We start from the raw sequence: 21,543 nt of genomic DNA, 5'->3' as shown, positions 1-21,543 counted from the left end.
CTGCGAAGTTATGACACCGCTGTCATACACTGATGGAAGCTACCACGGTTGCCGTCCCGTCCGGAAGACCGTGGTGCACCCGAGTGCCACGAGTGGACGGATCGCTCCGGACCGGGAGAATGGGCCTACCGATCGGTCACGAGGAGCGCCATGGAATCACCAGCGGGGCCGCCCGCGTCGCCCGCGGCTCGCGCGACGCTCGCGCAGGTCGCGGAGCGCGCCGGCGTCAGCCTGAAGACGGCGTCGCGGGCCCTCGGGGGAGAGTCCTACGTCAGCGAGGCGACGCTCGCCCGGGTGCTCGCGGCCGCGCGCGAGCTCGACTACCAGCGCAACACCGCGGCGAGCCTGCTCGCGAGCGGACGCCTGGCCGACTCGATCGGGCTGGTCACCGGCGACTTCAGCAACCCGTTCTACTCGGCACTCGCGCAGGCCGTCGAGGACGAGCTGCGGCCGCACGGGATCCACCTCGCGGTCGCGAACTCGCGCGAGTCGGCCGAGCAGGAACGACGGACGGTGCAGGATCTCGCCGATCGCAAGACGAAGGCGCTGATCGTCGTGTCCGCCATGCCCGACCACTCCGAGTACGCGCGCCTGCAGGCCCGCGGCATCCCGGTCGTGTTCGTCGACCGCCCGGCAGAGCACCTCGACGCCGACTCGGTCGTGTTCGACAACCGGGCGGGCGGCCGGATCGCCGCACAGCACCTCCGTGGGGCGGGCCATCGGCGGATCGCGTTCATCGGCGACTACAGCTGGCTGCCCACCCACGTCGAGCGCCTGGCCGGCATGGGCGACGTCCTCGACGAGGGCGCGGCGTCGCACTGGCGCGCACTGCTGCGCACCGACGCGCACGACGTGGCATCGGCACGCGCCCAGACCGCCGAGCTGCTCGCACTCCGCGAGCCGCCCACGGCGATCGTCGCCGGCAACAACCGCATCCTGCTCGGCGCGGTCGAGGAACTCGCCACCCGCGACCGTGCCGCCCGCCCGACGCTGGTCGGATTCGACGACGTCGAGTGGGCTCGCGTGCTCGGCATCACGGTGGTCGCGGGGGATGTCGACGCCCTCGGCCGGCGAGCCGCCGGGCTCGCGATGACGCGGCTGATCGATCGGTCCCGCGCCCCCGAGCGCGTGTCGCTGCCGATGCGCCTCGTGGTCCGGGCGCCGTCGACCTGGTGACCGCCCGCCGCACGGGCATGGGCGTGCCGTCCCCGGCGCGTCGGCACGCCGCGGCTTGAGTTCAAGTGCCCTTGAGGTCGTAGGCTCGACCGGGTGAGTGATCCGACCGCCGAGACCCCGATGCCGACCCGCGAGAACGGGGAGATCGACGCACCGGCGGCCACGCCGATCGAGGCCCGCATCCCGCTGTCCCCGCCGTACCGGTGGCTGTCGATCGGCATGTTCGCGCTCATCTTCCTCGCGGCGTTCGAGGCCATGGCGGTCACGACGATCATGCCGCTCGTCGCGAGCGACCTGCACGGCGAGGCGCTCTACGCGCTCGCATTCGCGGTGCCGCTCGCCGCGGGCATCATCGGCATGGTCATCGCCGGCAACTGGACCGACCGCTCGGGCCCGCTGCCGTCGCTCGTGACGGCCGCGGGGCTCTTCGTCGTCGGACTCGTCATCGCGGGCACCGCGACCGACATGAACGTGCTCATCGTGGGCCGGTTCGTGCACGGCCTGTCGGGCGCCGCCGTGATCGTGCCGCTCTACGTCATCGTCGCGCGGGTGTATCCCGAGGCGCTGCGCGCCCGCGTCTTCGCCGGATTCGCGGCGGCGTGGGTCATCCCGTCGATGGTCGGGCCGGCGGTCGCGGGCGTGATCGCCGAGACCTGGAGCTGGCACTGGGTCTTCCTCGGAGTGATCGGCCTGCTCGTCCCGGCGGCGGCCATGATCCTCCCGCCGATCCTCCGGGTGCGCGGCGAGATCGCCGGCGACCCGTCGGTGCCGTGGAGCCTCGGCCGCGTGGGCTGGGCCGTGCTCACCGCGGTCGGCGCCCTCGGGATCTCGCTCGCGAAGGAGTTCGGCGACCCGTGGCGCTGGATCGTCGCCGCCGTCGCGATCGTGCTCGTCGTCGTGGCGGTGCGGCCGCTGCTGCCGGCCGGCGCGGTCCGCGCCGCTCGCGGGCTTCCCGCGACCGTGCTGTCGCGCTTCGTCGTCGCCGGTGCGTTCTTCGGCAGCGAGATCTACCTGCCCTACCTGCTGATGGAGGACTACGAGTTCAGTGCGAGCGCGGCCGGAGCCGTGCTCACCGGTGCCGGCATCAGCTGGGCCGCCGCCTCGTGGCTGCAGGGCCGCCTCGGCGACCGCGTCTCGAACGCCCGGGCCGTCCTGATCGGCTCGGGCCTGCTCGTGGTGGCGCTCGCCGTCGTGCTCGCCGTGGCCGCGTTCCACCTGCCGCCCGCGGTCGCCTTCGTCGCGTGGACGCTCGCGGGCGGCGCGATGGGCTTCATGTACCCGCGTCACTCGGTCTCGGTGCTCGGCATGTCGAAGGTGTCGGAGCAGGGCTTCAACAGCGCGGCCCTCTCGATCGCCGAATCGCTCGGCGCGTCGGTCGCGCTCGCGGTCACCGCGCTCGTCTCGAGCGCGGTCGTCGTCGGCGGCTTCTCGGCCGACTTCGCCGTCACGCTCGTCATCGCCGTCGTCGCGCTGCTGCTCGCGCCGAGGGTCCGACCCGAGGCATCCGGGGCCTCGTAAGCGTCCTCCTGCCCCGGGTGCCACGGGGCCGTGAGAGCGCGACCCCGGCGACGAGGATGCCGCGGCGCGACGACCACCGGAAGTCGATACGATTCGACCCCGCCATGTGACTGTCACATGATTCGCCTGTCCGCGACGCGGCCGGGTGTGCATAATGGAACCAGCTTCGATGTGACCGTGCACATCGGTTCCAGAACGGTCTGGCAGTGAATCCTGAGACACCCAAGGGGCGGGCGCCCAGCATCCGCGATGTCGCGCGCCTGGCTGAGGTCTCGCACCAGACGGTCTCGCGGGTGCTGAACGATCACCCGAGCATCCGGCCCGAGACCCGCGAGCGCGTGCTCGCCGCGATGGAGACGCTGCAGTACCGGCCGAATCGGGCGGCCCGCGCGCTCGTCACGAGCCGCTCGCACACGATCGGCGTGCTCGCCTCGACGAGCACCGAGTACGGCCCGGCGACGAGCATCGCCGCGATCGAGGACGCGGCGCGCGAGCACGGCTACTACGTCAACACCGCGAACATCGCCGACCAGTCCGCCGAGGGCATCGCCGACGCGCTCGAGCACCTGATGCTGCAGGCGATCGAGGGGCTCGTCGTGATCGCGCCGCAGGTGCGCGTCTTCGAGGTGCTGGCCGCCTCGCCGGTGGGCGTGCCGTTCGTGAGCCTGCAGTCCACGGGGCGCAGCGACCACCTCGCGCTGTCGGTCGACCAGGTCACCGGCGCCCGTCGCGCGACGCAGCACCTGATCAACCTCGGCCACCGCCAGATCGTGCACCTCGCGGGCCCGCAGGACTGGATCGAGGCCGAGGCGCGGATGCGCGGGTTCCTCGACGCCATCGGCGACGCCGACCTCGACCTGCGCCCGCCGATCCTCGGCGACTGGAGCGCGGACTTCGGCTACTTCGCGGGGCGCGAGCTGCTGCGGCATCGCGACTTCACCGCGGTGTTCGCGGCCAACGACCAGATGGCGATCGGCTTCATGCATGCCGTGCGCGACATGGGCCTCGACGTGCCGGGCGACATCAGCGTCGTCGGGTTCGACGACATCCCGGTCGCGCAGCACGTGTGGCCGCCGCTGACCACGGTCTACCAGGACTACCGCGAGACCGGCCGGCGCGCGGTGGCGCTGCTCCTGAACCAGGTGCACGGCGAGCGGGTGCTCGAGGTCGAGCAGGTCGTGCCCCGGCTCGTCGTCCGGGGCTCGACGGCCGAGGCGCCCGTCGTCCGCGCGGCGGGGGACGCCACGGGGGGCGCACCGGGCCGACGGTCGCGGGTCTGACCCCCGTCCGGGGCCCCGCTTGACACCGGCCGATCTCGGATGCACCATTGGTTCCGATGTGAACGGTCACACGCGTCACATCGAGTCCTGGATCCTGACACAGAGGTCGTGATGAACCCGTCGACGATGACCGCAGCACCGGCAGGCCGCCGATGAGCGCGCAGCCGATCCTCGAGATGCGCTCCATCACGAAGGAATTCCCCGGCGTCAAGGCGCTCTCCGAGGTCACCCTCACCGTGATGCCGGCCGAGATCCACGCGATCTGCGGTGAGAACGGCGCCGGCAAGTCGACGCTCATGAAGGTGCTCTCGGGCGTCTACCCGCACGGCACCTACACGGGCGAGATCTACTTCCGTGGCGAGGAGGTGCAGTTCAAGGACATCCGCGCCAGCGAGGCGGCCGGCATCGCGATCATCCACCAGGAGCTCGCGCTCATCCCCGAGCTGTCGATCACCGAGAACATCTTCCTCGGCAACGAGATCGCCAAGCGCGGCCGCATCGACTGGGCCGAGGCCAAGATCCGCGCCCTCGACCTGCTCGCCCGCGTCGGCCTCGAGGAGGACCCCGACACCCAGATCAAGCACCTCGGCGTCGGCAAGCAGCAGCTCGTCGAGATCGCGAAGGCGCTCGCGAAGGACGTGAAGCTCCTCATCCTCGACGAGCCGACGGCGGCGCTCAACGAGGACGACTCCGAGCACCTGCTCGACCTGATCCGCGGCCTCAAGGGCAAGGGGATCACCTCGATCATGATCTCCCACAAGCTCAACGAGATCGAGGAGATCGCCGACGAGATCACGATCATCCGAGACGGCCACACGATCGAGACTCTCGACGTGAAGGCCGGCGGCGTCGATGAGGACCGCATCATCCGCGGCATGGTCGGCCGCTCCCTCGAGAGCCGGTTCCCCGACCGCACCCCGCACATCGGCGACGTGTTCTTCGAGGTGAAGGACTGGACGATCCAGCACCCGCAGGTGCCCGAGCGCCTCGTCGCGAAGGGCTCGAGCTTCAACGTGCGCCGCGGCGAGATCGTCGGCCTCGCGGGCCTCATGGGCGCCGGCCGGACCGAGCTCGCGATGAGCATCTTCGGCCGCTCGTACGGCAACTACCTCGCCGGCACGATCGTGAAGGACGGCAAGGAGATCGTCCTGAAGGACGTCGAGTCGGCGATCGAGCACGGCCTGGCCTACGTGAGTGAGGACCGCAAGCAGCTCGGCCTCAACCTGCTCGACACGATCAAGCGGTCGATCGTCGCGGCGAAGCTCTCCAAGATCTCGAAGCGCGGCGTCGTCGACGACTCGCAGGAGTTCGGCATCGCGGAGGAGTACCGCAAGCAGCTGCGCATCAAGACCCCGAGCGTCGACGTCGGCGTCTCGAAGCTCTCGGGCGGCAACCAGCAGAAGGTCGTGCTGGCGAAGTGGATGTTCACCGACCCCGACCTGCTCATCCTCGACGAGCCGACCCGCGGCATCGACGTCGGCGCCAAGTACGAGATCTACACGATCATCCAGGCGCTCGCGGCGCAGGGCAAGGGCGTCATCCTCATCTCGAGCGAGCTGCCCGAACTGCTCGGCATCGCCGACCGCATCTACACGGTCTTCGAAGGCCAGATCACCGACAACATCCCCGCATCAGAGGCGAACCCCGAGGCGCTCATGCGCAGCATGACCTCGGCCAAGAAGAAGGCGAACGCATGAGCACCGCGAGCACCCCTGCGAGCCCCCAGAAGAAGGGCGGCCTCTCCGACATCCGGAAGGTCTTCGGAGGCGGCCAGTCGAGCCTGCGCCAGTTCGGCATCCTCGGCAGCCTGATCGTCATCATCCTGATCTTCCAGATCTGGACCGACGGGCTGACGCTCTCGCCGACGAACCTGATCAACGTCGTCAACCAGTACTCCTACATCCTGATCCTGTCGATCGGCATGGTGATGGTCATCATCATGGGCCACATCGACCTGTCGGTCGGCTCGGTCGCGGCGTTCACCGGCATCGTCGTGGCGAAGGCGATGGCCGAATGGAACATGCCGTGGCCGCTCGCCATCCTGCTCGGCCTCGCCGTCGGCATCGCGATCGGTGCGTGGCAGGGCTTCTGGGTCGCGTTCGTCGGGGTACCGGCGTTCATCGTGACATTGGCGGGCATGCTCGTGTTCCGAGGCGGCAACCAGTTCATCGGCCAGTCGACGACGACGCCGGTGCCGCAGGAGTTCAGCTTCATCGGCGCCGGCTACCTGCCCGAGCTCTCCGTGCCGCTCGACTTCAACGTGCTCACGATGCTGCTCGGCCTCGCGGGCGCCGCCTGGATCGTCTGGAACGAGATCCACCTGCGCCGTACGCAGAAGAAGCTGGGCTCCGAGATGGCGCCCGTCTGGGTGAGCGTCGTCAAGGTCGTCGTGCTCGCGGGCGTCATCCTCTGGGCCGCGTGGCTGTTCGCGACCGGTCGCCCCGGCACGAGCTTCCCGATCTCGGGCATCATCCTCGTCGTCCTCGTGATCGTGTACTCGTTCATCACGAACAACACGATCTTCGGCCGCCACATCTACGCAGTCGGCGGCAACCGCCTCGCGGCGACCCTCTCGGGCGTGAAGGACCGCAGGGTCGACTTCTTCGTCATGATGAACATGTCGGTGCTCGCCGCCCTCGCGGGCATGATCTTCGTCGCCCGCTCGACCGCCTCCGGTCCGCAGGACGGCAACGGCTGGGAGCTCGACGCGATCGCGGCCGTGTTCATCGGCGGCGCGGCGGTCTCGGGCGGCATCGGCACCGTGATCGGGTCGATCGTCGGTGGCCTCGTCATGGCCTTCCTCAACAACGGCCTGCAGCTCATCGGCGCCGGCGCCGACGTCGTGCAGATCATCAAGGGCCTCGTGCTGCTGCTGGCGGTCGCGGTCGACGTCTGGTCGAAGCGCCAGGGCGGTGCCTCGATCTTCGGCATCTGGTCGAACCGCCGCAAGGCGAGGCTCGAGTCGCAGGGTCCCACCGAACCCCCTGCGGTCGCCCCCACCAACGTGTCGAACGAGTCGTCCCAGCCGGCCGACCTGCCGCGGTGACGAAACGGATGCCTCGGCGCCGCGCCGAGGCATCCACGGGCACCCTCGCCCGCCCCAGAGACCTTCCCCTCCAAGAGAAGTCCGAATATCCCAACCAGAAAGTGATTGATCAATGAAGAAGCTCACTCTCGCAGCCACCGCCGTGGCCGCGATCGCAGCCCTCGCGCTGACGGGTTGCTCCGGCGACCGCGGCGGTTCGTCGGGCGGCGGCGACGAGACCACCTCGGCCGGTTTCGCCGCCGACTCGACCATCGGCGTGGCCCTGCCCGACAAGACCAGTGAGAACTGGGTGCTCGCGGGCGGCCTCTTCGAGGACGGCCTGAAGGAGGCCGGCTTCAAGGGCGACGTGCAGTACGCCCCGGCCTCGAACACCGTCGCCGAGCAGCAGAACCAGATCTCGGCCATGGTCACCAACGGCGCGAAGGTCATCGTCATCGGCGCGAAGGACGGCAAGCAGCTCGGCACGCAGCTGCAGCAGGCCGCCGACGCGGGCGTCAAGATCATCGCCTACGACCGGCTCATCGAGAACACGCCGAACGTCGACTACTACGTCGCGTTCGACAACTTCAAGGTCGGCCAGCTGCAGGGCCAGGCCCTGCTCGACGGTCTCGCCGCACGTTCGGGCCACGAGGCGCCGTACAACATCGAGCTCTTCAGCGGCTCGCCCGACGACGCGAACTCGGCCGTGTTCTTCAACGGCGCGATGGAGGTGCTGCAGCCGAAGATCGACGACGGCACCCTCGTGGTGACCTCGGGCCAGACCGACATCGCGCAGACCGCGACGCAGGGCTGGGAGGCCGAGAACGCGCAGAGCCGCATGGACTCGCTGCTCGCGGCGAACTACGCGTCGGCGAACATCGACGGCGTGCTCTCGCCGAACGACAACCTCGCCCGCGCGATCCTCACCTCGATCAAGCAGGCCGGCAAGGACGTCTCGAAGGTGACCGTCACCGGTCAGGACTCCGAGGTCGAGTCGGTGAAGTCGATCATGGCCGGTGAGCAGTACTCGACCATCAACAAGGACACGACCCTCCTCGTGGAGCAGACGATCAACATGATCAAGCAGCTCCAGGCCGGCGAAGAGGTCGACGTCAACGACACCGAGCAGTACGACAACGGCGTGAAGGTCGTTCCCGCGTACCTGCTCGACCCGGTCATCGTGACCAAGGAGAACGCGGCCGAGGCGTACGCCAACAACCCGAACCTCCTCGACATCGTCAACCAGGCGGGCTGACCGCTCCGGACGACGACGCACTGACGGCGGCCCTCGCTCCTTCGGGAGCGGGGGCCGTCGTCATGCGCGGGCGGCGGGCCGTCGGCGGCGACCCGGCCGCGCCGGGGTCACTCGGCCCGCGCCTGCTGCGACCACTCGGGCAGCTGCTGCAGCGTCCACTTGTTGCCGTCGGGGTCGGCGAACGTGACGAACCGGCCCCACGGCTGCTCGTCGACGCCCTGCGCGTCGACGCCGGCGGCGCGCAGCTGGGCGAGGGCGGCGTCGGCGTCGGGGATCACCGCCTGGATCACGTCGAGCCTGCCGGGCTCGATCGTCGCGCCCATGCCCTCGCCGATGGCGATCGAGCACGCCGAACCGGGTGGGGTGATCTGCACGAAGCGCAGGGTCTCGCTCACGCGCTGGTCGTAGTCGACGTTGAAGCCGCACCGGTCGGCGTAGAACGCCTTCGCGCGGTCGACGTCGGTGACGGGCACGTGGATGAGTTCGATCTTGACGTCCATCTCGATGGCCATGGCTCTTCTCCGTTGATCGTCGGTGATGCTGAATCGTTGAAGGATCTCGGGTCTCGCGACGCGGGCTGCGGGCTCGACCCCCATTCCAGCACCGGGCGCCGACATCCGCATCCCGGTGGCCGCTCGTGGCCCCCGGTGCGAGGATGGATCGCATGGCTCTGCACATCACCGACGACCCGGCCGCCGACGAACTGCTCTCGACCGACGCGTTCGCGCTGCTCACGGGCATGCTGCTCGACCAGCAGGTCGCGATGGAGACGGCGTTCTCGGGCCCGGCCAAGATCCGCGAGCGGCTCGGCACGATCGAGCCCGCGGCGATCGCCGCGACCGACCCCGATGCGCTGGTCGAGGTGTTCCGGCAGACTCCCGCGGTGCACCGGTACCCCGGCTCGATGGCCGGGCGGGTGCAGGCGCTCGCCGCCGCGGTGCGCGACGAGTGGGGCGGCGACGCCGCCGCCGTCTGGACGCAGGGCGACCCGTCGGGCGCCGAGGTGCTGAAGCGCCTGAAGGCGCTGCCGGGCTTCGGCGAGCAGAAGGCGAAGATCTTCCTGGCCCTCCTCGGCAAGCAGTGCGGCCTCGAGGCGCCGGGCTGGCGCGAGGCGGCGGGCGCCTACGGCGACGAGGGCTCGTTCTCGTCGGTCGCCGACATCGTGAGCCCCGAGTCGCTGGCGAAGGTGCGCGCCCACAAGCAGGCGATGAAGGCGGCGGCGAAGGCCGCCAGGGCCTGAACCATCGAACACGGCGGATGCCTCGGGGCCGGCCCCGAGGCATCCGCGATGCGGGTCAGCCGACGAGGAACCCGGCGATCGCGAGCGCCATCGTCGACGGCTCCCACGCGTGGTTCACGGCGGGGATGCTGCGCGACTCGGCGTTCGGCATCGACGCGACGATCGAGGCGGCCGCGGCGGTCATGATCGGCAGGGTCTCCTCGCCGACGAGGGCGAGCGTGGGCGCGGTGACGCCCCGCCACAGTTCGGCGCGCGGTGCCGACTGGCTCCAGGCGAGCGACTCGGCGTCGGGTTCGAGGCTCGGACCGAGCTCGAGCATGAGCGGCCATGCGGGGCTCTGCTTCGCGCCGGCGAGCCATTCGGGCGGCATGTCCGCCATGTAGTGCTCGATGACGGCGGCGGGGTCGCCGGCCGCGAGCCGCTCGCGGAGGCCCGCGAGGAACTCGTCGCCCTGACCGCCGAGCTCCTCGTCGAGCGGCACCTCGAACAGCACGAGCTTCGAGACGGGCAGGCCCGCCGCGGCCGCGGCCAACGCGATCGCGCCGCCGGAGGAGTTGCCGAACAGTGCGACGTCGTCGGCGATGGCATCGCGTCGCAGTTCGTCGGTGATCGCCCGCAGGTCGTCGACGGTCTGGGCGAGGGTGATCGGGGGAGCGGCGGGACTCTCACCGCGCCCGCGCCGGTCGAAGTTCACGACGTCGAAGCCGTGGGCGGCGAGGGCCGCGGCCATTTCGACCGTCGTCTGGTCGAATGCGCGATACTGCATCGCTCCGCCGACGAGGATCACGGGCGGCCCGTAGCCTGCTCGGTCGTAGGCGATGCGCGTGCCGTCGGCTGAGGTCACGAACTCGGTCATGCGGCCTCCCATGCTCGCGCACAGGCTACGCCGCGGGGCCGGTCGACTCCACCGGTCGCGGCGACGATGCGCCGACGCGGGCGATGAAGGCGGGACGGTACCCGGCTCGTCGCTTGGGGGGACGCCGGGTACCGTCCCTACTGGAGAGATGCGCCCGCGGCCGGATCATGACGCCGGTTGACGGAATTCATGAGTCGGGCTCGAGACGCGCGCGCGTCGCCGGCCCGATGTCGGTGGTCGGTGGCATGGTGGAGGCACAACACCATATGTAGGGGTATCGGTGCCGAAAGGCCCCAAAGTGTCGTGCAGCGCGACACGCCGGGGATTCATCCACAGTCGAGAAATCTCGATTCGGCACAGCTGTGGAGAACCTCGCGCCGAAGCCCGGAAACAGGCCGATCATCGCGACTTCCGTTGTTCACAACCGGTGGAAAACCCCGTGGATAACTACACGAATGTAACTACAGCATGTTGTGGCGGTTCAGTTCGGCAGACACTAGATGTAGTATTGAAGTACCAAATAGCAACACGGGGGACGGGCTCCTCCAGGGCCCGAGAACGAGGGGAAAACAATGACGGTCACGGTCTACACCAAGCCTTCTTGCGTCCAGTGCAACGCGACGTATCGCGCCCTCGACAGCAAGGGCATCGAGTACGAAGTGCTCGACCTTTCTGTCGACGAGAGCGCGCTCGCGCAGGTCAAGGAGCTCGGCTACCTGCAGGCCCCGGTCGTCATCACCGACGAAGACCACTGGTCGGGCTTCCGCCCCGACAAGATCGACGAGCTCGCCGCCCGTCTCGCCTAGTCGCGTCCGGTGAGCTCGGGGGAGTGAACCGGAACCGCGAAGGGAGACGATCATGACGAACCTGGTCTACTTCTCGAGCGTCTCGGGCAACACGAAGCGCTTCATCGAGAAGCTCGGCCGCCCGGCCGAGCGCATTCCGCTGCACGCCCGCGACGAGGCACTGCACGCCGACGAGCCGTTCGTGCTCGTCGTCCCGACCTACGGCGGAGGCGACGGCAAGGGCGCCGTGCCGAAGCAGGTCATCAAGTTCCTCAACGACGAGCGCAATCGCGCGCTCATCCGCGGCGTGATCAGCGCCGGCAACACCAATTTCGGGTCGGCCTACTGCCTCGCCGGCGACATCATCGCCGCGAAGTGCAAGGTGCCGCACCTCTACCGCTTCGAAGTATTCGGAACCCCTGACGACGTTCGCGCCGTCGACGATGGATTGGACGCATTTTGGTCAAGTCAACTGCAGCAGACGGCGTAGCGCTCATGGAGGCCCCGCGCACGGCGATGGACTATCACTCGCTCAACGCGATGCTGAACCTGTACGGTCCGAACGGCGAGATCCAGTTCGACAAAGACCGCGAGGCGGCGCGCGAGTACTTCCTGCAGCACGTCAACCAGAACACGGTCTTCTTCCACTCGCTGAAGGAGCGGCTCGACTACCTCGTCGAGAAGGAGTACTACGAGCCCCAGGTGCTCGAGCAGTACTCGTTCGAGTTCATCCAGAAGCTCAACGACCTCGCCTACTCGAAGAAGTTCCGCTTCGAGACGTTCCTCGGGGCGTTCAAGTACTACACGAGCTACACGCTCAAGACGTTCGACGGCAAGCGCTACCTCGAGCGCTTCGAGGACCGCGTCGTCATGACCGCGCTCGGGCTCGCGCAGGGCGACGAGCAGCTCGCGATCGACCTGGTGGAAGAGATCATCGGCGGCCGCTTCCAGCCGGCCACGCCGACCTTCCTCAACACGGGCAAGGCGCAGCGCGGCGAGCTCGTCTCGTGCTTCCTGCTGCGCATCGAAGACAACATGGAGTCGATCGCCCGCGGCATCAACTCGGCCCTGCAGCTGTCGAAGCGCGGCGGCGGCGTGGCACTGCTGCTCTCGAACATCCGCGAGTCGGGCGCCCCGATCAAGCAGATCGAGAACCAGTCGTCGGGCATCATCCCCGTCATGAAGCTGCTCGAGGACTCGTTCAGCTACGCGAACCAGCTCGGTGCCCGCCAGGGCGCCGGTGCGGTGTACCTCAGCGCGCACCACCCCGACATCATGCGGTTCCTCGACACGAAGCGCGAGAACGCCGACGAGAAGATCCGCATCAAGACGCTGTCGCTCGGCGTCGTCGTGCCCGACATCACGTTCGAGCTCGCGAAGAACAACGAGGACATGTACCTCTTCTCGCCGTACGACGTCGAGAAGGTCTACGGCAAGCCGTTCGGCGATGTGCCGATCACCGAGCACTACCGCGAGATGGTCGACAACCCGCGCATCAAGAAGACGAAGATCAACGCGCGCGACTTCTTCCAGACGATCGCCGAGATCCAGTTCGAGTCGGGCTACCCGTACATCGTGTTCGAAGACACGGTGAACAAGGCGAACCCGATCAAGGGCCGCATCAACATGTCGAACCTCTGCAGCGAGATCCTGCAGGTGAACACGCCGACGACCTACAACGAGGACCTCTCGTACAAGGAGATCGGCAAGGACATCTCCTGCAACCTGGGTTCGCTGAACATCGCGCTCACGATGGACTCGCCCGACTTCGGCAAGACCGTCGAGACCGCGATCCGCGGCCTGACGTCGGTGTCGAACCAGAGCCACATCACCTCGGTGCGCTCGGTCGAGGACGGCAACGACAAGTCCCACGCCATCGGCCTCGGCCAGATGAACCTGCACGGCTACCTCGCCCGTGAGCGCATCTTCTACGGCTCCGAAGAGGGCATCGACTTCACGAACATCTACTTCTACACGGTGCTGTTCCACGCGCTGCGCGCGTCGAACCGGATCGCGATCGAGCGCGGTGAGGTCTTCGACGGCTTCGCCGACTCGAAGTACGCATCGGGCGAGTTCTTCGACAAGTACACGGATGCCGCGTGGGTGCCCGAGACGGCGAAGGTCACGCAGCTCTTCGCCGACGCCGGCGTGCACATCCCGACGCAGCAGGACTGGCTCGAGCTCAAGGCCTCGATCCAGGAGCACGGCATCTACAACCAGAACCTGCAGGCGGTGCCGCCGACCGGCTCGATCTCGTACATCAACAACTCGACGGCGTCGATCCACCCGATCGCCTCGAAGATCGAGATCCGGAAAGAGGGCAAGCTCGGGCGCGTCTACTACCCGGCGGCGTTCATGACGAACGACAACCTCGAGTACTACCAGGACGCGTACGAGATCGGCTACGAGAAGGTCATCGACACCTACGCCGCGGCGACGCAGCACGTCGACCAGGGCCTCTCGCTCACGCTCTTCTTCAAGGACACGGCGACGACCCGCGACATCAACAAGGCGCAGATCTACGCATGGAAGAAGGGGATCAAGACGATCTACTACATCCGCCTGCGTCAGCTCGCGCTCGAGGGCACGAACCTGGACGAGTGCGTCAGCTGCATGCTCTGAGCATTGCTCGGTCGGTCGAGTAGCGAAGCGTATCGAGACCACCGGCCCCGCGACATCCAACCCCTCTTCTCGAAGGAACCGACATGACCCTCACCGATCCGGTCAACGCGGCCGGCAACGACCCGGCGCACACCGGCGGCAAGCTCAAGCTCGTCGACCACGTCAACGCCATCAACTGGAACCGCATCCAGGACGACAAGGACCTCGAGGTCTGGAACCGCCTCGTGAACAACTTCTGGCTGCCCGAGAAGGTGCCGCTGTCGAACGACATCCAGTCGTGGAACACGCTGACGCCCGACGAGCAGACGCTGACGATGCGGGTGTTCACCGGCCTCACGCTGCTCGACACGATCCAGGGCACGGTCGGTGCGGTCTCGCTCATCCCCGACGCGATCACCCCGCACGAAGAGGCGGTCTACACGAACATCGCGTTCATGGAGTCGGTGCACGCGAAGAGCTACTCGTCGATCTTCTCGACGCTGTGCTCGACGAAGGAGATCGACGACGCCTTCCGCTGGTCGGTCGACAACGAGAACCTGCAGAAGAAGGCCGCGATCGTCATGGAGTACTACCGTGGCGACGAACCCCTGAAGCGCAAGGTCGCCTCGACGCTGCTCGAGAGCTTCCTGTTCTACTCGGGCTTCTACCTGCCGATGTACTGGTCGAGCCGTGCGAAGCTCACCAACACGGCCGACCTCATCCGCCTCATCATCCGCGACGAGGCCGTGCACGGGTACTACATCGGCTACAAGTTCCAGAAGGGCCTCGAGCTGGTCGACCAGGCCACGCGCGACGACCTCAAGGACTACACGTTCTCGCTGCTCTACGAGCTCTACGACAACGAGGTGCAGTACACGCAAGACCTCTACGACGGCGTCGGCCTGACCGAAGACGTCAAGAAGTTCCTGCACTACAACGCCAACAAGGCCCTCATGAACCTCGGCTACGAGCCGATGTTCCCGAAGACCGTCACCGACGTGAACCCGGCGATCCTCTCGGCGCTCTCGCCGAACGCCGACGAGAACCACGACTTCTTCAGCGGGTCGGGGTCGTCGTACGTGATCGGCAAGGCCGTGGTCACCGAAGACGAGGACTGGGACTTCTAGGCCGTCCAGCGTTCGCATGAGAGGTGGATGCCGCGAGGCATCCACCTCTTCTGGCGCACGGCGACGGACGCAGGGGGATTCAACGTCGGCGTACGTTCGAGGAGGCTCGCCACGGTAGGTTCGACGCGGGACTCGGGTCGAGTCCGACGGCCGCACGCCGATCGAGGAGAGGGAGTTGTGGGGAGATCGAATGCTCGTCGTCGCAAGAAGCGGACGAAGCGAGCCGCAGCCGCGGTCAACCGCGCGCCCGTGAGGCGCCCCCGCTTCCAACTCATCTACAAGGGCGACCCCGCGCGGTCGATCTATCTGGTGTCGGGCGCGGTGTTCCTCATCGGACTTGCGCTCATCCTGCTCGAGATCATCGTCTTCGGCGTCATCTTCGGCGCACCCGACTGGGTGTACCCGCCGATGTGGGTGACGGTCGTCGTATGGATCCTCGGCACCCTGACGATGTGCACCATGATGATCGTCGAAGTGATCCTCCGATTGCGAGGCAAGCCCGCCACCTTCGGAATCGCCACGATCGGCGGACGCTACATCGAGGACGTGCGGCCAGACGCCGACGAGCTCGAACACGGTTCGGGGTCGCCGTGAGGCCGCTGGTGCGCGGGGCGGTCGTCGATGCTGAAACCCGCTGCGTTCACTACCGAACCGATCTCGACGTCATCGCCATCGAGTTCGCGTGCTGCGGCGACTTCTATCCCTGTCATCTCTGTCACAGCGAGGCCGTTGATCATCCGGCTGCCCAGTGGCGGACCGAGGAATTTCAGGAACGGGCGGTGCTCTGCGGGGTGTGCGGAACATTGCTGACCATCGCCGAGTATGCGGACGCGCACGCATGTCCGTCCTGCGCGGCGCCGTTCAACCCCGGATGCAAACTGCACTGGGATCTCTACTTCCGCGTCCCGCTCGGCTGATCGATCCCGCACGGAGTTCACCCAAGACAACGACTGGAGCTCTCGGAGGAGTCAGCTCCCCGCGGGGCTCGACTACGCGTCGTCGCCGAAGAACTCGCGCCGCAGGTACTTCGGAGCCTGCACGCGCCACGCCTCGGTCACGAGCTCGGCGAGGTGGTCGGCGTCGATGTGCGCCATGCGGAACGCGATCTTCGGCTCGCCCCACCGGGTGGTCGGGCCGAGGAAGACGTCTGGCGCCATCTCGCGGAGGGCCAGCGCATCGACCGGATCGGCGACCTTCACCCCGACCACGAGCTCGGCCGCGATGATCTCGCGCAGGTCGTCGGGAATGCTCGGCCACGGGTGGCACTCCCACGCGTAGAGCTTGCGGCGCACGAACCAGGCCGCGCCGCCGGTCGTCGCCCGCTCTTGGCTGCCCGGCAGCCGGGCGGCGGCGCGGCGCACATCGTCGAGGTCGGGCACGATGCGAGCCTACGCACAGCAACCGACACACACGTCGACTCGCAGAATGCGACCGGCGATCTCCTCCATTGCCAGGCCGATGATCGTGCCTCCGGCGATGGCTCCGCACCCTCCTCCGGCGATCATGCCGAGCTCGAGGCGTGTGCGTGCGCCACCATCGTCGCCGAGGTAGAGTCTCGGTTCGGCGAGCGGTGGCGGCGTGGGCCTTGTCGAACGACGCGCGGGGCGCTAGTGTCCTCTCAATTACTTTCTTTAGATGGTCAACAAACTTTCTCGACGGAGATGAAGATGAGCAACGACGCCCGCCTCCGAGACCGCCGCCGCCGCCCGCCCGCCCTCCGTCGTGGCATCGCCGCGCTGATCGCGTTGGTCGTCACCGTGAGCGGGTTGGTCTTCGCCGCTGGTCCCGCCTCCGCGGCGGCGAGCCGGGATGTCGCCCGCGAGGGCACGGCGACGGCCCGTTCGACGTACACGCTGAGCGGCAGCTTCGAGCCTGCTCGAATGAATGACGGCGACTCCACGACGCGCTGGGGCTCGCGGTACACCCGTACCAGCCCCAGTGACACGTACGACGTGACGGGGGAGTGGGCTCAGATCGAGCTCGCCGAGCCGACCTACATCCTGAAGGTCGTGCTCGACTGGGAGGCGGCCTACTCGACCGACTACGAGATCCAGGTGTCGAACGACGGGGCGACGTGGACGAGTCTCCGCCGGGTGACCACGCCGACCGGTCAGGCAGCCGGCGGCCACCTCGTGCAGGAGGAGGTGGTCGACACCTCCGACGCATGGTCGTTCGTGCGCGTCGTGTCGCAGGCCACGGCGACGAAGTACGGTCTCTCGCTGTACTCGTTCCAGGTCTGGAACCAGCCTTCGGACACGCCCCCCGGAGCGGCGCGCGACCTGGCCCGCGACGGCACGGCGACGGCGAAGTCGTTCTACGACGACCGCTTCGTCGCCGCGAACGCGATCGACGGAGACTCGACCACTCGCTGGGGATCGAAGTACACGCGCACGGCGCCGATCTACGACAACACGGCCGACTGGATTCAGGTCGAGCTCGCCGAGGCATCGCGCATCCACACGGTCGTCCTCAACTGGGAGGCGGCCTACGGCAAGAAGTACCTACTGCAGGTGTCGAACGACGGCACCTCGTGGACCACGGTGCACGATGGCGCCGCAACAGGGGCGGGCGCGCAGAGCATCGTCGTCGACACCGCAGAGGCGTGGAAGTTCGTGCGTATGCAGGGCGTCGAGACGGCGGGCATCTACGGCTACTCGCTGTTCGCCTTCGAGGTCTGGGGAGCCCAGAAGCCCGCCCCGGAGCTGCCGCCCACCGGTGACATCACCCCGCAGCCCGTGTCACGGGCCGACGCCGAGGGCGCGCCGTACGAGATCACCGAGGACAGCCGCATCGTGAGCCCGGCGGCCTTCTCCGAGGCGGCGGGGCTCCTCGCCGACACGCTGCGCGCGAGCACCGGCTTCGAGTTGCCGATCGTGGAGGCGGGCGCCGCGGACGGCGACATCGTGCTGGTCCAGGGCGACCCCGCGTCCGGCGCGGAGCAGCAGTATCAGAAGGCCGAGGCGTACCGCCTCGTGTCGGCGCCGACGGGCGTGCAGATCACCGCGAGCGAGTTGCGCGGCGCGTGGAACGGAACCCGCACGCTGCTGCAACTGCTGCCGGTCTGGGCGCTCGGCGACGACAGCGACGTCGTCCAGGCGTGGAGCGTCGCCGCCACTGAGATCGTGGACTATCCCCGCTTCGCTCAGCGTGGCCTGATGATCGATCCGGCCCGCAACTTCCTCACCGTCGACGCCGTGAAAGCCCTCGTCGACCAGATGTCGCTGGTGAAGATGAACCGCCTGCACATCCATCTGACCGACGACCAGGGCTGGCGCATCCAGATCGACTCCTGGCCGAACCTCACCGCGCACGGCGCGTCGTCGTCGATGGCGGGCGGCCAGTCCGGGTTCTACACGAAGGACGACTTCCGGGACATCGTCGCGTACGCGTCCGCCCGTCAGATCGACGTCGTTCCCGAGATCGACGTTCCCGGCCACTCCGATGCCGCACTTTCGTCGTACCCCGTGCTCGACTGCCAGGAGCGAATCATCCCGATCCGCACGACCGGCGGCATCTCGACCAATTCGCTGTGCGTCGGCAAGCCCGAGGTGACCCGATTCATCTCCGACGTCATCCGCGAGGTCGCCGAGCTCACACCCGGTGAGTACATTCACGTCGGCGCCGACGAAGTCGAGGGCATCACGACGACGCAGTACGGCGAATTCATCCGAATGGTCGAGCAGGTCGCCGCCGACAACGGCAAGAAGATCATCGGCTGGACGCCGATGCCCCAGGCCGGCACGTCGAAGGACGCCGTGCACCAGTACTGGGCGGACCGGAAGAACCATCTCGCAAAGGGTTGGTTCGAGGGGCGCCCGGTCATCCTCTCTCCGGTCAACCACGCGTACATGGACTACAAGTTCCCCGGCGCGCCGCTCGGATTCCGTGAACCGATCTACTCGACCAAGTACCAGTACGCGTGGGACCCGACCGCGGTGATCGATGCCACCACGCGCAAGAATCTGAACGCCTCGTTCGGGCTGACCGAGGCCGACGTGCAGGGTGTGGAGGCTGCCGCATGGGGCGAGACATTCCGTCGAGGCGGCGAGGACCTCGAGTACATGGCGTGGCCCCGCACGCTCGGCATCGCCGACAAGGGGTGGGCGACGCAGTTCGACAGCTCCTCGTTCGAGACGTTCGCGCAGCGAGCCGGCTCGCATGGCGCTCGGCTCCAGCTGCTCGGGGGCAACTTCTGGGCTGATCCTGAGATCCCGTGGCAGACCGCGGTCGTCGGGCGCGAAGTCCCGCAGGTGGAGAGCGGCGAGGTCGCCGGCGTGGTCGCACGGATCGCGAGCCCGAGCGTACCGCTGGCGCAGCTCCAGGCGACGATCACCTGGCCCGACGGTGCCGTCACCGACGGTGTGATCAGCGGGGCCGATGCGGCAGGTGCAGACGCTGCGACGGTCTTCGACGTGACCGGCACCCACGTTCTCGGTGCTGATACCGGCGCCTCGGCGACCGTGACCGTGACCGGTCCTGAAGGCCTCTCGCAGACGGTGCCGTTCCGAGTCGACGTCTACGAGCCCCCCGTCGCCGTCGGAGCCCTGCAGCTGTCGGACGACGAGGTGCGGGCCGGCAAGAAGGTGACCATCACGGCGACAGAGCTGCCCGTCGGCGCGCAGATCGCCCTGACCCTTCGCGGCAACGGGTCGGAGGTCGAGATCGACAGGCTCGTGGCCGATGGGAACGGCACCGCGATGGTGAAGTGGCGCGTGCCAAAGTCGGTCGAGCCCGGGGCCTACGACGTCGTCCTCACCTCCGGACTCGGGAGCGAGGGGCGCATCCCGCTGACGGTCGTCGAGAAGTAGCACGTCTGAGGGGCTCCGTGAGGGGTGGAAGCCGTGAGGCATCCACCCCTCATCGCGTTCGAGCCGGTGGCCCCGCCGCCGTCACCCCATCTCGGCCCCCGCGGCATCACCGGTGTACGCCGCATACGTGCGATCGGACGCACCCTTCGCGACCTCTGCGCTGACCCCGTCGCGCTCGTGAGCCGCGGCCCATGCGTCGGCTGAGCGGCGCATGAACGCCTTCCCCTCATCCGACGCGACCCAGGCCGGGGCCTCTTCGGGCGAGATGCCGTCGTCGCCGCCCGAGAAGTGCAGCGCGAGGCCGAGGAGCCCCTGGTCCCAGCCGATGCCGGTCGCCGACGGCCCGAACTGCTCCCACATGCCGTCGGGCAGGCTCGTCGCCGTGGCGACGTTCTCGAGCTCGAAACGGGTGTGCGAGGCATCCACCTCGATGAGGCGAACGCTCACGATGGCCGGCTCGCCGACGCCCATGCCCCACGTGACCGAGTAGCCGGCCGTGCCGTCGCGCGGCGGCTCGCAGCTCCTGATCTCGCCGCCCGCGTTGCCCTCGAACTGGTACGTGCCGCCGAGTCGCAGGTCGCCCGAGATCGGCAGGAACCAACGCGGAATGCGCTCGGCGCTCGTCACCGCGTCCCACACGTCGTCGATGGGGGAGGGGTAGGTCTGGGTGAGCAATTGCACGTACGTGCGCTCGCCGTCGACCTCCTTCGTCTCGATGCTGCGCGTGACGGCGTCGAGCTGGGCGTTCACGTCAACCATGTCGGTACTCCTTCGTTCAGTCGTCGTGCGGATCGGTGCGGGTGTCGTCGTCAGGCCGGGCGGGCGGGGATGCCCCAGCAGGGCGCTGCTTCTCTGCCGCCTTCCGCTGCGCGAGCCGACCGCGCGCGAGCTCGGTGCCGAGGGCGTCGAGCTTGGGCTCCCAGAACCGGCGGAACGCGTCGAACCAGGCGTCGGCCTGAGCGAGCGGCGCGGGGTCGACCGCGTACAACCGCCGCGCCCCCTCGGGGCGCACGGTCACGAACCCCGACTCGCGAAGCACGCGCAGGTGCTGGGAGACCGCCGGCTGCGAGATGCCGAACTCGGCCTGGATGACACGGCCGACGTCGCCGGCCGACGCCTCACCGTCGGCGATCAGCTCGAGGATGCGGCGCCTGACCGGATCTCCGAGGACATCGAGCGCGTGCATGGGGCAATGATTGCATCATCACTTATATAAGTCAATGATTATTTTCAGGTCACGTCATAGTCTGGTGCGACCATGACCGACGAGATCCAGCGGATCCGCGACGCGATCATCGCCGACGAGCAGAACGCGCCGTTCACCGCCCGCGGCTGGCAGCCCGTCTTCGCCGCTGCGCCCGATTCGCGCATCCTGCTCATCGGCCAGGCTCCCGGCCGCCGGGCGCAGGAGTCGGGGATCCCGTGGAACGACGCCAGCGGCGACACCCTCGTTCGCTGGCTCGGCGTCGACCGAGAGACGTTCCACGACCCGGCGGCGTTCGCGATCGTGCCGATGGACTTCTACTTCCCGGGCAAGGCCGCCTCGGGCGACCTTCCGCCCCGCCGAGGATTCGCGGCGACGTGGCATCCGCCGCTTCTCGAGCAGCTCGCGAGCGTGCGGCTGACCGTCCTCGTCGGCGCGTACGCCCAGCGGGCCTACCTGCCCGACCGGCGGATGACGCTCACCGAGACCGTTCGCCACTGGCGCGACTACGGACCCGAGGTCCTCCCCGTGGTGCACCCGTCGCCGCGCAACATCGCCTGGCAGCAGCGCAACCCGTGGTTCGAGGCCGAGACGGTTCCCGCGCTGCGTGCTGCGGTCGCGGCGGCGCTGAGCGCTTGAGCAGCGCCGAGGTCGTCACCGTTCGCGGG

20 protein-coding genes are annotated in these 21,543 nt (G+C 68.2%); 15 read left to right on the top strand and 5 right to left on the bottom strand.

What is annotated here, in order from left to right; all coding sequences use genetic code 11:
• Positions 1–150: 150 nt before the first annotated feature.
• The 6 genes from ACWGPE_RS03475 to ACWGPE_RS03450 all read left to right on the top strand — a co-directional run bounded on the left by ACWGPE_RS03475 (position 151) and on the right by ACWGPE_RS03450 (position 8,254).
• Positions 151–1,176: a LacI family DNA-binding transcriptional regulator gene (locus ACWGPE_RS03475; RefSeq protein WP_231432039.1), complete on the top strand. Its 1,026-nt coding sequence runs from the start codon at positions 151–153 to the stop codon at positions 1,174–1,176.
• A 93-nt stretch (positions 1,177–1,269) separates the two neighbouring features.
• Positions 1,270–2,694 carry an MFS transporter gene (locus ACWGPE_RS03470; RefSeq protein WP_452048158.1) on the top strand — a complete coding sequence of 475 codons (1,425 nt, stop codon included), beginning with the start codon at positions 1,270–1,272 and terminating at the stop codon, positions 2,692–2,694.
• A gap of 206 nt (positions 2,695–2,900) precedes the next feature.
• Positions 2,901–3,974, top strand: coding sequence for a LacI family DNA-binding transcriptional regulator (locus ACWGPE_RS03465; RefSeq protein ID WP_231432037.1), 1,074 nt, complete (start codon positions 2,901–2,903; stop codon positions 3,972–3,974).
• Positions 3,975–4,126: 152 nt separating this feature from the next.
• On the top strand, positions 4,127–5,671 hold the full coding sequence (gene mmsA / locus ACWGPE_RS03460; protein WP_231432036.1) for a multiple monosaccharide ABC transporter ATP-binding protein: 1,545 nt from the start codon (positions 4,127–4,129) through the stop codon (positions 5,669–5,671).
• The gene (gene mmsB, locus ACWGPE_RS03455) at positions 5,668–7,020 is read left to right on the top strand and encodes a multiple monosaccharide ABC transporter permease (RefSeq protein ID WP_231432035.1); all 1,353 of its coding nucleotides are present in this window, start codon (positions 5,668–5,670) and stop codon (positions 7,018–7,020) included. Before mmsA ends, mmsB begins: the two co-directional genes overlap by 4 nt.
• Before the next feature lie 112 nt (positions 7,021–7,132).
• Positions 7,133–8,254, top strand: coding sequence for a substrate-binding domain-containing protein (locus tag ACWGPE_RS03450; protein ID WP_231432034.1), 1,122 nt, complete (start codon positions 7,133–7,135; stop codon positions 8,252–8,254).
• Positions 8,255–8,361: 107 nt separating this feature from the next.
• Here the strand turns inward: ACWGPE_RS03450 and ACWGPE_RS03445 are convergent, their stop codons facing one another.
• The gene (locus ACWGPE_RS03445) at positions 8,362–8,754 is read right to left on the bottom strand and encodes a glyoxalase superfamily protein (RefSeq protein ID WP_231432391.1); all 393 of its coding nucleotides are present in this window, start codon (positions 8,752–8,754) and stop codon (positions 8,362–8,364) included.
• Between the two features lie 155 nt (positions 8,755–8,909).
• On the opposite strand from ACWGPE_RS03445, the gene ACWGPE_RS03440 reads away from it, so the two are divergent.
• The gene (locus tag ACWGPE_RS03440) at positions 8,910–9,494 is read left to right on the top strand and encodes an HhH-GPD-type base excision DNA repair protein (protein ID WP_231432033.1); all 585 of its coding nucleotides are present in this window, start codon (positions 8,910–8,912) and stop codon (positions 9,492–9,494) included.
• 55 nt (positions 9,495–9,549) lie between these two features.
• On the opposite strand, the gene ACWGPE_RS03435 is transcribed toward ACWGPE_RS03440, so the two are convergent.
• Positions 9,550–10,350 (bottom strand): alpha/beta fold hydrolase, encoded by an 801-nt coding sequence (locus ACWGPE_RS03435; protein ID WP_452048157.1) that lies wholly within the window; start codon positions 10,348–10,350, stop codon positions 9,550–9,552.
• A 572-nt stretch (positions 10,351–10,922) separates the two neighbouring features.
• On the opposite strand from ACWGPE_RS03435, the gene nrdH reads away from it, so the two are divergent.
• The 6 genes from nrdH to ACWGPE_RS03405 all read left to right on the top strand — a co-directional run bounded on the left by nrdH (position 10,923) and on the right by ACWGPE_RS03405 (position 15,780).
• The gene (nrdH, locus tag ACWGPE_RS03430; protein ID WP_231432031.1) at positions 10,923–11,156 is read left to right on the top strand and encodes a glutaredoxin-like protein NrdH; all 234 of its coding nucleotides are present in this window, start codon (positions 10,923–10,925) and stop codon (positions 11,154–11,156) included.
• Between the two features lie 52 nt (positions 11,157–11,208).
• Complete coding sequence (gene nrdI, locus ACWGPE_RS03425; RefSeq protein WP_231432030.1) at positions 11,209–11,625, top strand: class Ib ribonucleoside-diphosphate reductase assembly flavoprotein NrdI; 417 nt, start codon at positions 11,209–11,211, stop codon at positions 11,623–11,625.
• 5 nt (positions 11,626–11,630) lie between these two features.
• On the top strand, positions 11,631–13,757 hold the full coding sequence (gene nrdE, locus ACWGPE_RS03420; protein ID WP_231432029.1) for a class 1b ribonucleoside-diphosphate reductase subunit alpha: 2,127 nt from the start codon (positions 11,631–11,633) through the stop codon (positions 13,755–13,757).
• A gap of 83 nt (positions 13,758–13,840) precedes the next feature.
• Positions 13,841–14,863 (top strand): class 1b ribonucleoside-diphosphate reductase subunit beta, encoded by a 1,023-nt coding sequence (nrdF, locus tag ACWGPE_RS03415; protein ID WP_231432028.1) that lies wholly within the window; start codon positions 13,841–13,843, stop codon positions 14,861–14,863.
• Positions 14,864–15,112: 249 nt separating this feature from the next.
• Entirely contained in the window at positions 15,113–15,457 is a 345-nt protein-coding gene (locus ACWGPE_RS03410) for a hypothetical protein (protein WP_231432027.1), read from the top strand.
• A complete protein-coding gene (locus tag ACWGPE_RS03405) occupies positions 15,454–15,780 on the top strand; it encodes a CHY zinc finger protein (protein WP_231432026.1) in 327 nt (108 codons plus the stop codon). The genes ACWGPE_RS03410 and ACWGPE_RS03405 overlap by 4 nt, the downstream gene beginning before the upstream one ends.
• A gap of 72 nt (positions 15,781–15,852) precedes the next feature.
• On the opposite strand, the gene ACWGPE_RS03400 is transcribed toward ACWGPE_RS03405, so the two are convergent.
• On the bottom strand, positions 15,853–16,242 hold the full coding sequence (locus tag ACWGPE_RS03400; protein ID WP_231432025.1) for an MmcQ/YjbR family DNA-binding protein: 390 nt from the start codon (positions 16,240–16,242) through the stop codon (positions 15,853–15,855).
• 288 nt (positions 16,243–16,530) lie between these two features.
• Between ACWGPE_RS03400 and ACWGPE_RS03395 the strand changes: the two genes are divergently transcribed.
• Positions 16,531–19,671, top strand: a complete 3,141-nt coding sequence (locus tag ACWGPE_RS03395) for a family 20 glycosylhydrolase (RefSeq protein WP_452048156.1) — start codon at positions 16,531–16,533, stop codon at positions 19,669–19,671.
• 81 nt (positions 19,672–19,752) lie between these two features.
• On the opposite strand, the gene ACWGPE_RS03390 is transcribed toward ACWGPE_RS03395, so the two are convergent.
• Positions 19,753–20,430, bottom strand: a complete 678-nt coding sequence (locus ACWGPE_RS03390) for an SRPBCC domain-containing protein (RefSeq protein WP_275506300.1) — start codon at positions 20,428–20,430, stop codon at positions 19,753–19,755.
• A 16-nt stretch (positions 20,431–20,446) separates the two neighbouring features.
• Positions 20,447–20,857, bottom strand: coding sequence for an ArsR/SmtB family transcription factor (locus tag ACWGPE_RS03385; protein ID WP_275506301.1), 411 nt, complete (start codon positions 20,855–20,857; stop codon positions 20,447–20,449).
• A gap of 72 nt (positions 20,858–20,929) precedes the next feature.
• On the opposite strand from ACWGPE_RS03385, the gene ACWGPE_RS03380 reads away from it, so the two are divergent.
• Positions 20,930–21,514, top strand: a complete 585-nt coding sequence (locus ACWGPE_RS03380; protein ID WP_231432021.1) for a uracil-DNA glycosylase family protein — start codon at positions 20,930–20,932, stop codon at positions 21,512–21,514.
• The last annotated feature ends 29 nt before the right edge of the window (positions 21,515–21,543 follow it).

Source organism: Agromyces sp. NPDC055658 (assembly GCF_053618155.1).
This window is presented reverse-complemented; position numbering and strand designations above follow the sequence as displayed.

Excerpts from the sequence above, each read along its gene's own strand:
- ACWGPE_RS03475 (WP_231432039.1), top strand. The coding sequence starts at position 151 with ATGGAATCACCAGCGGGGCCGCCCGCGTCGCCCGCGGCTCGCGCGACG.
- mmsA (WP_231432036.1), top strand. The coding sequence starts at position 4,127 with ATGAGCGCGCAGCCGATCCTCGAGATGCGCTCCATCACGAAGGAATTC.
- mmsB (WP_231432035.1), top strand. The coding sequence starts at position 5,668 with ATGAGCACCGCGAGCACCCCTGCGAGCCCCCAGAAGAAGGGCGGCCTC.
- ACWGPE_RS03450 (WP_231432034.1), top strand. The coding sequence starts at position 7,133 with ATGAAGAAGCTCACTCTCGCAGCCACCGCCGTGGCCGCGATCGCAGCC.
- ACWGPE_RS03445 (WP_231432391.1), bottom strand. The coding sequence starts at position 8,754 with ATGGACGTCAAGATCGAACTCATCCACGTGCCCGTCACCGACGTCGAC.
- ACWGPE_RS03440 (WP_231432033.1), top strand. The coding sequence starts at position 8,910 with ATGGATCGCATGGCTCTGCACATCACCGACGACCCGGCCGCCGACGAA.
- ACWGPE_RS03435 (WP_452048157.1), bottom strand. The coding sequence starts at position 10,350 with ATGACCGAGTTCGTGACCTCAGCCGACGGCACGCGCATCGCCTACGAC.
- nrdH (WP_231432031.1), top strand. The coding sequence starts at position 10,923 with ATGACGGTCACGGTCTACACCAAGCCTTCTTGCGTCCAGTGCAACGCG.
- nrdI (WP_231432030.1), top strand. The coding sequence starts at position 11,209 with ATGACGAACCTGGTCTACTTCTCGAGCGTCTCGGGCAACACGAAGCGC.
- nrdE (WP_231432029.1), top strand. The coding sequence starts at position 11,631 with ATGGAGGCCCCGCGCACGGCGATGGACTATCACTCGCTCAACGCGATG.
- nrdF (WP_231432028.1), top strand. The coding sequence starts at position 13,841 with ATGACCCTCACCGATCCGGTCAACGCGGCCGGCAACGACCCGGCGCAC.
- ACWGPE_RS03395 (WP_452048156.1), top strand. The coding sequence starts at position 16,531 with ATGAGCAACGACGCCCGCCTCCGAGACCGCCGCCGCCGCCCGCCCGCC.
- ACWGPE_RS03390 (WP_275506300.1), bottom strand. The coding sequence starts at position 20,430 with ATGGTTGACGTGAACGCCCAGCTCGACGCCGTCACGCGCAGCATCGAG.
- ACWGPE_RS03385 (WP_275506301.1), bottom strand. The coding sequence starts at position 20,857 with ATGCACGCGCTCGATGTCCTCGGAGATCCGGTCAGGCGCCGCATCCTC.
- ACWGPE_RS03380 (WP_231432021.1), top strand. The coding sequence starts at position 20,930 with ATGACCGACGAGATCCAGCGGATCCGCGACGCGATCATCGCCGACGAG.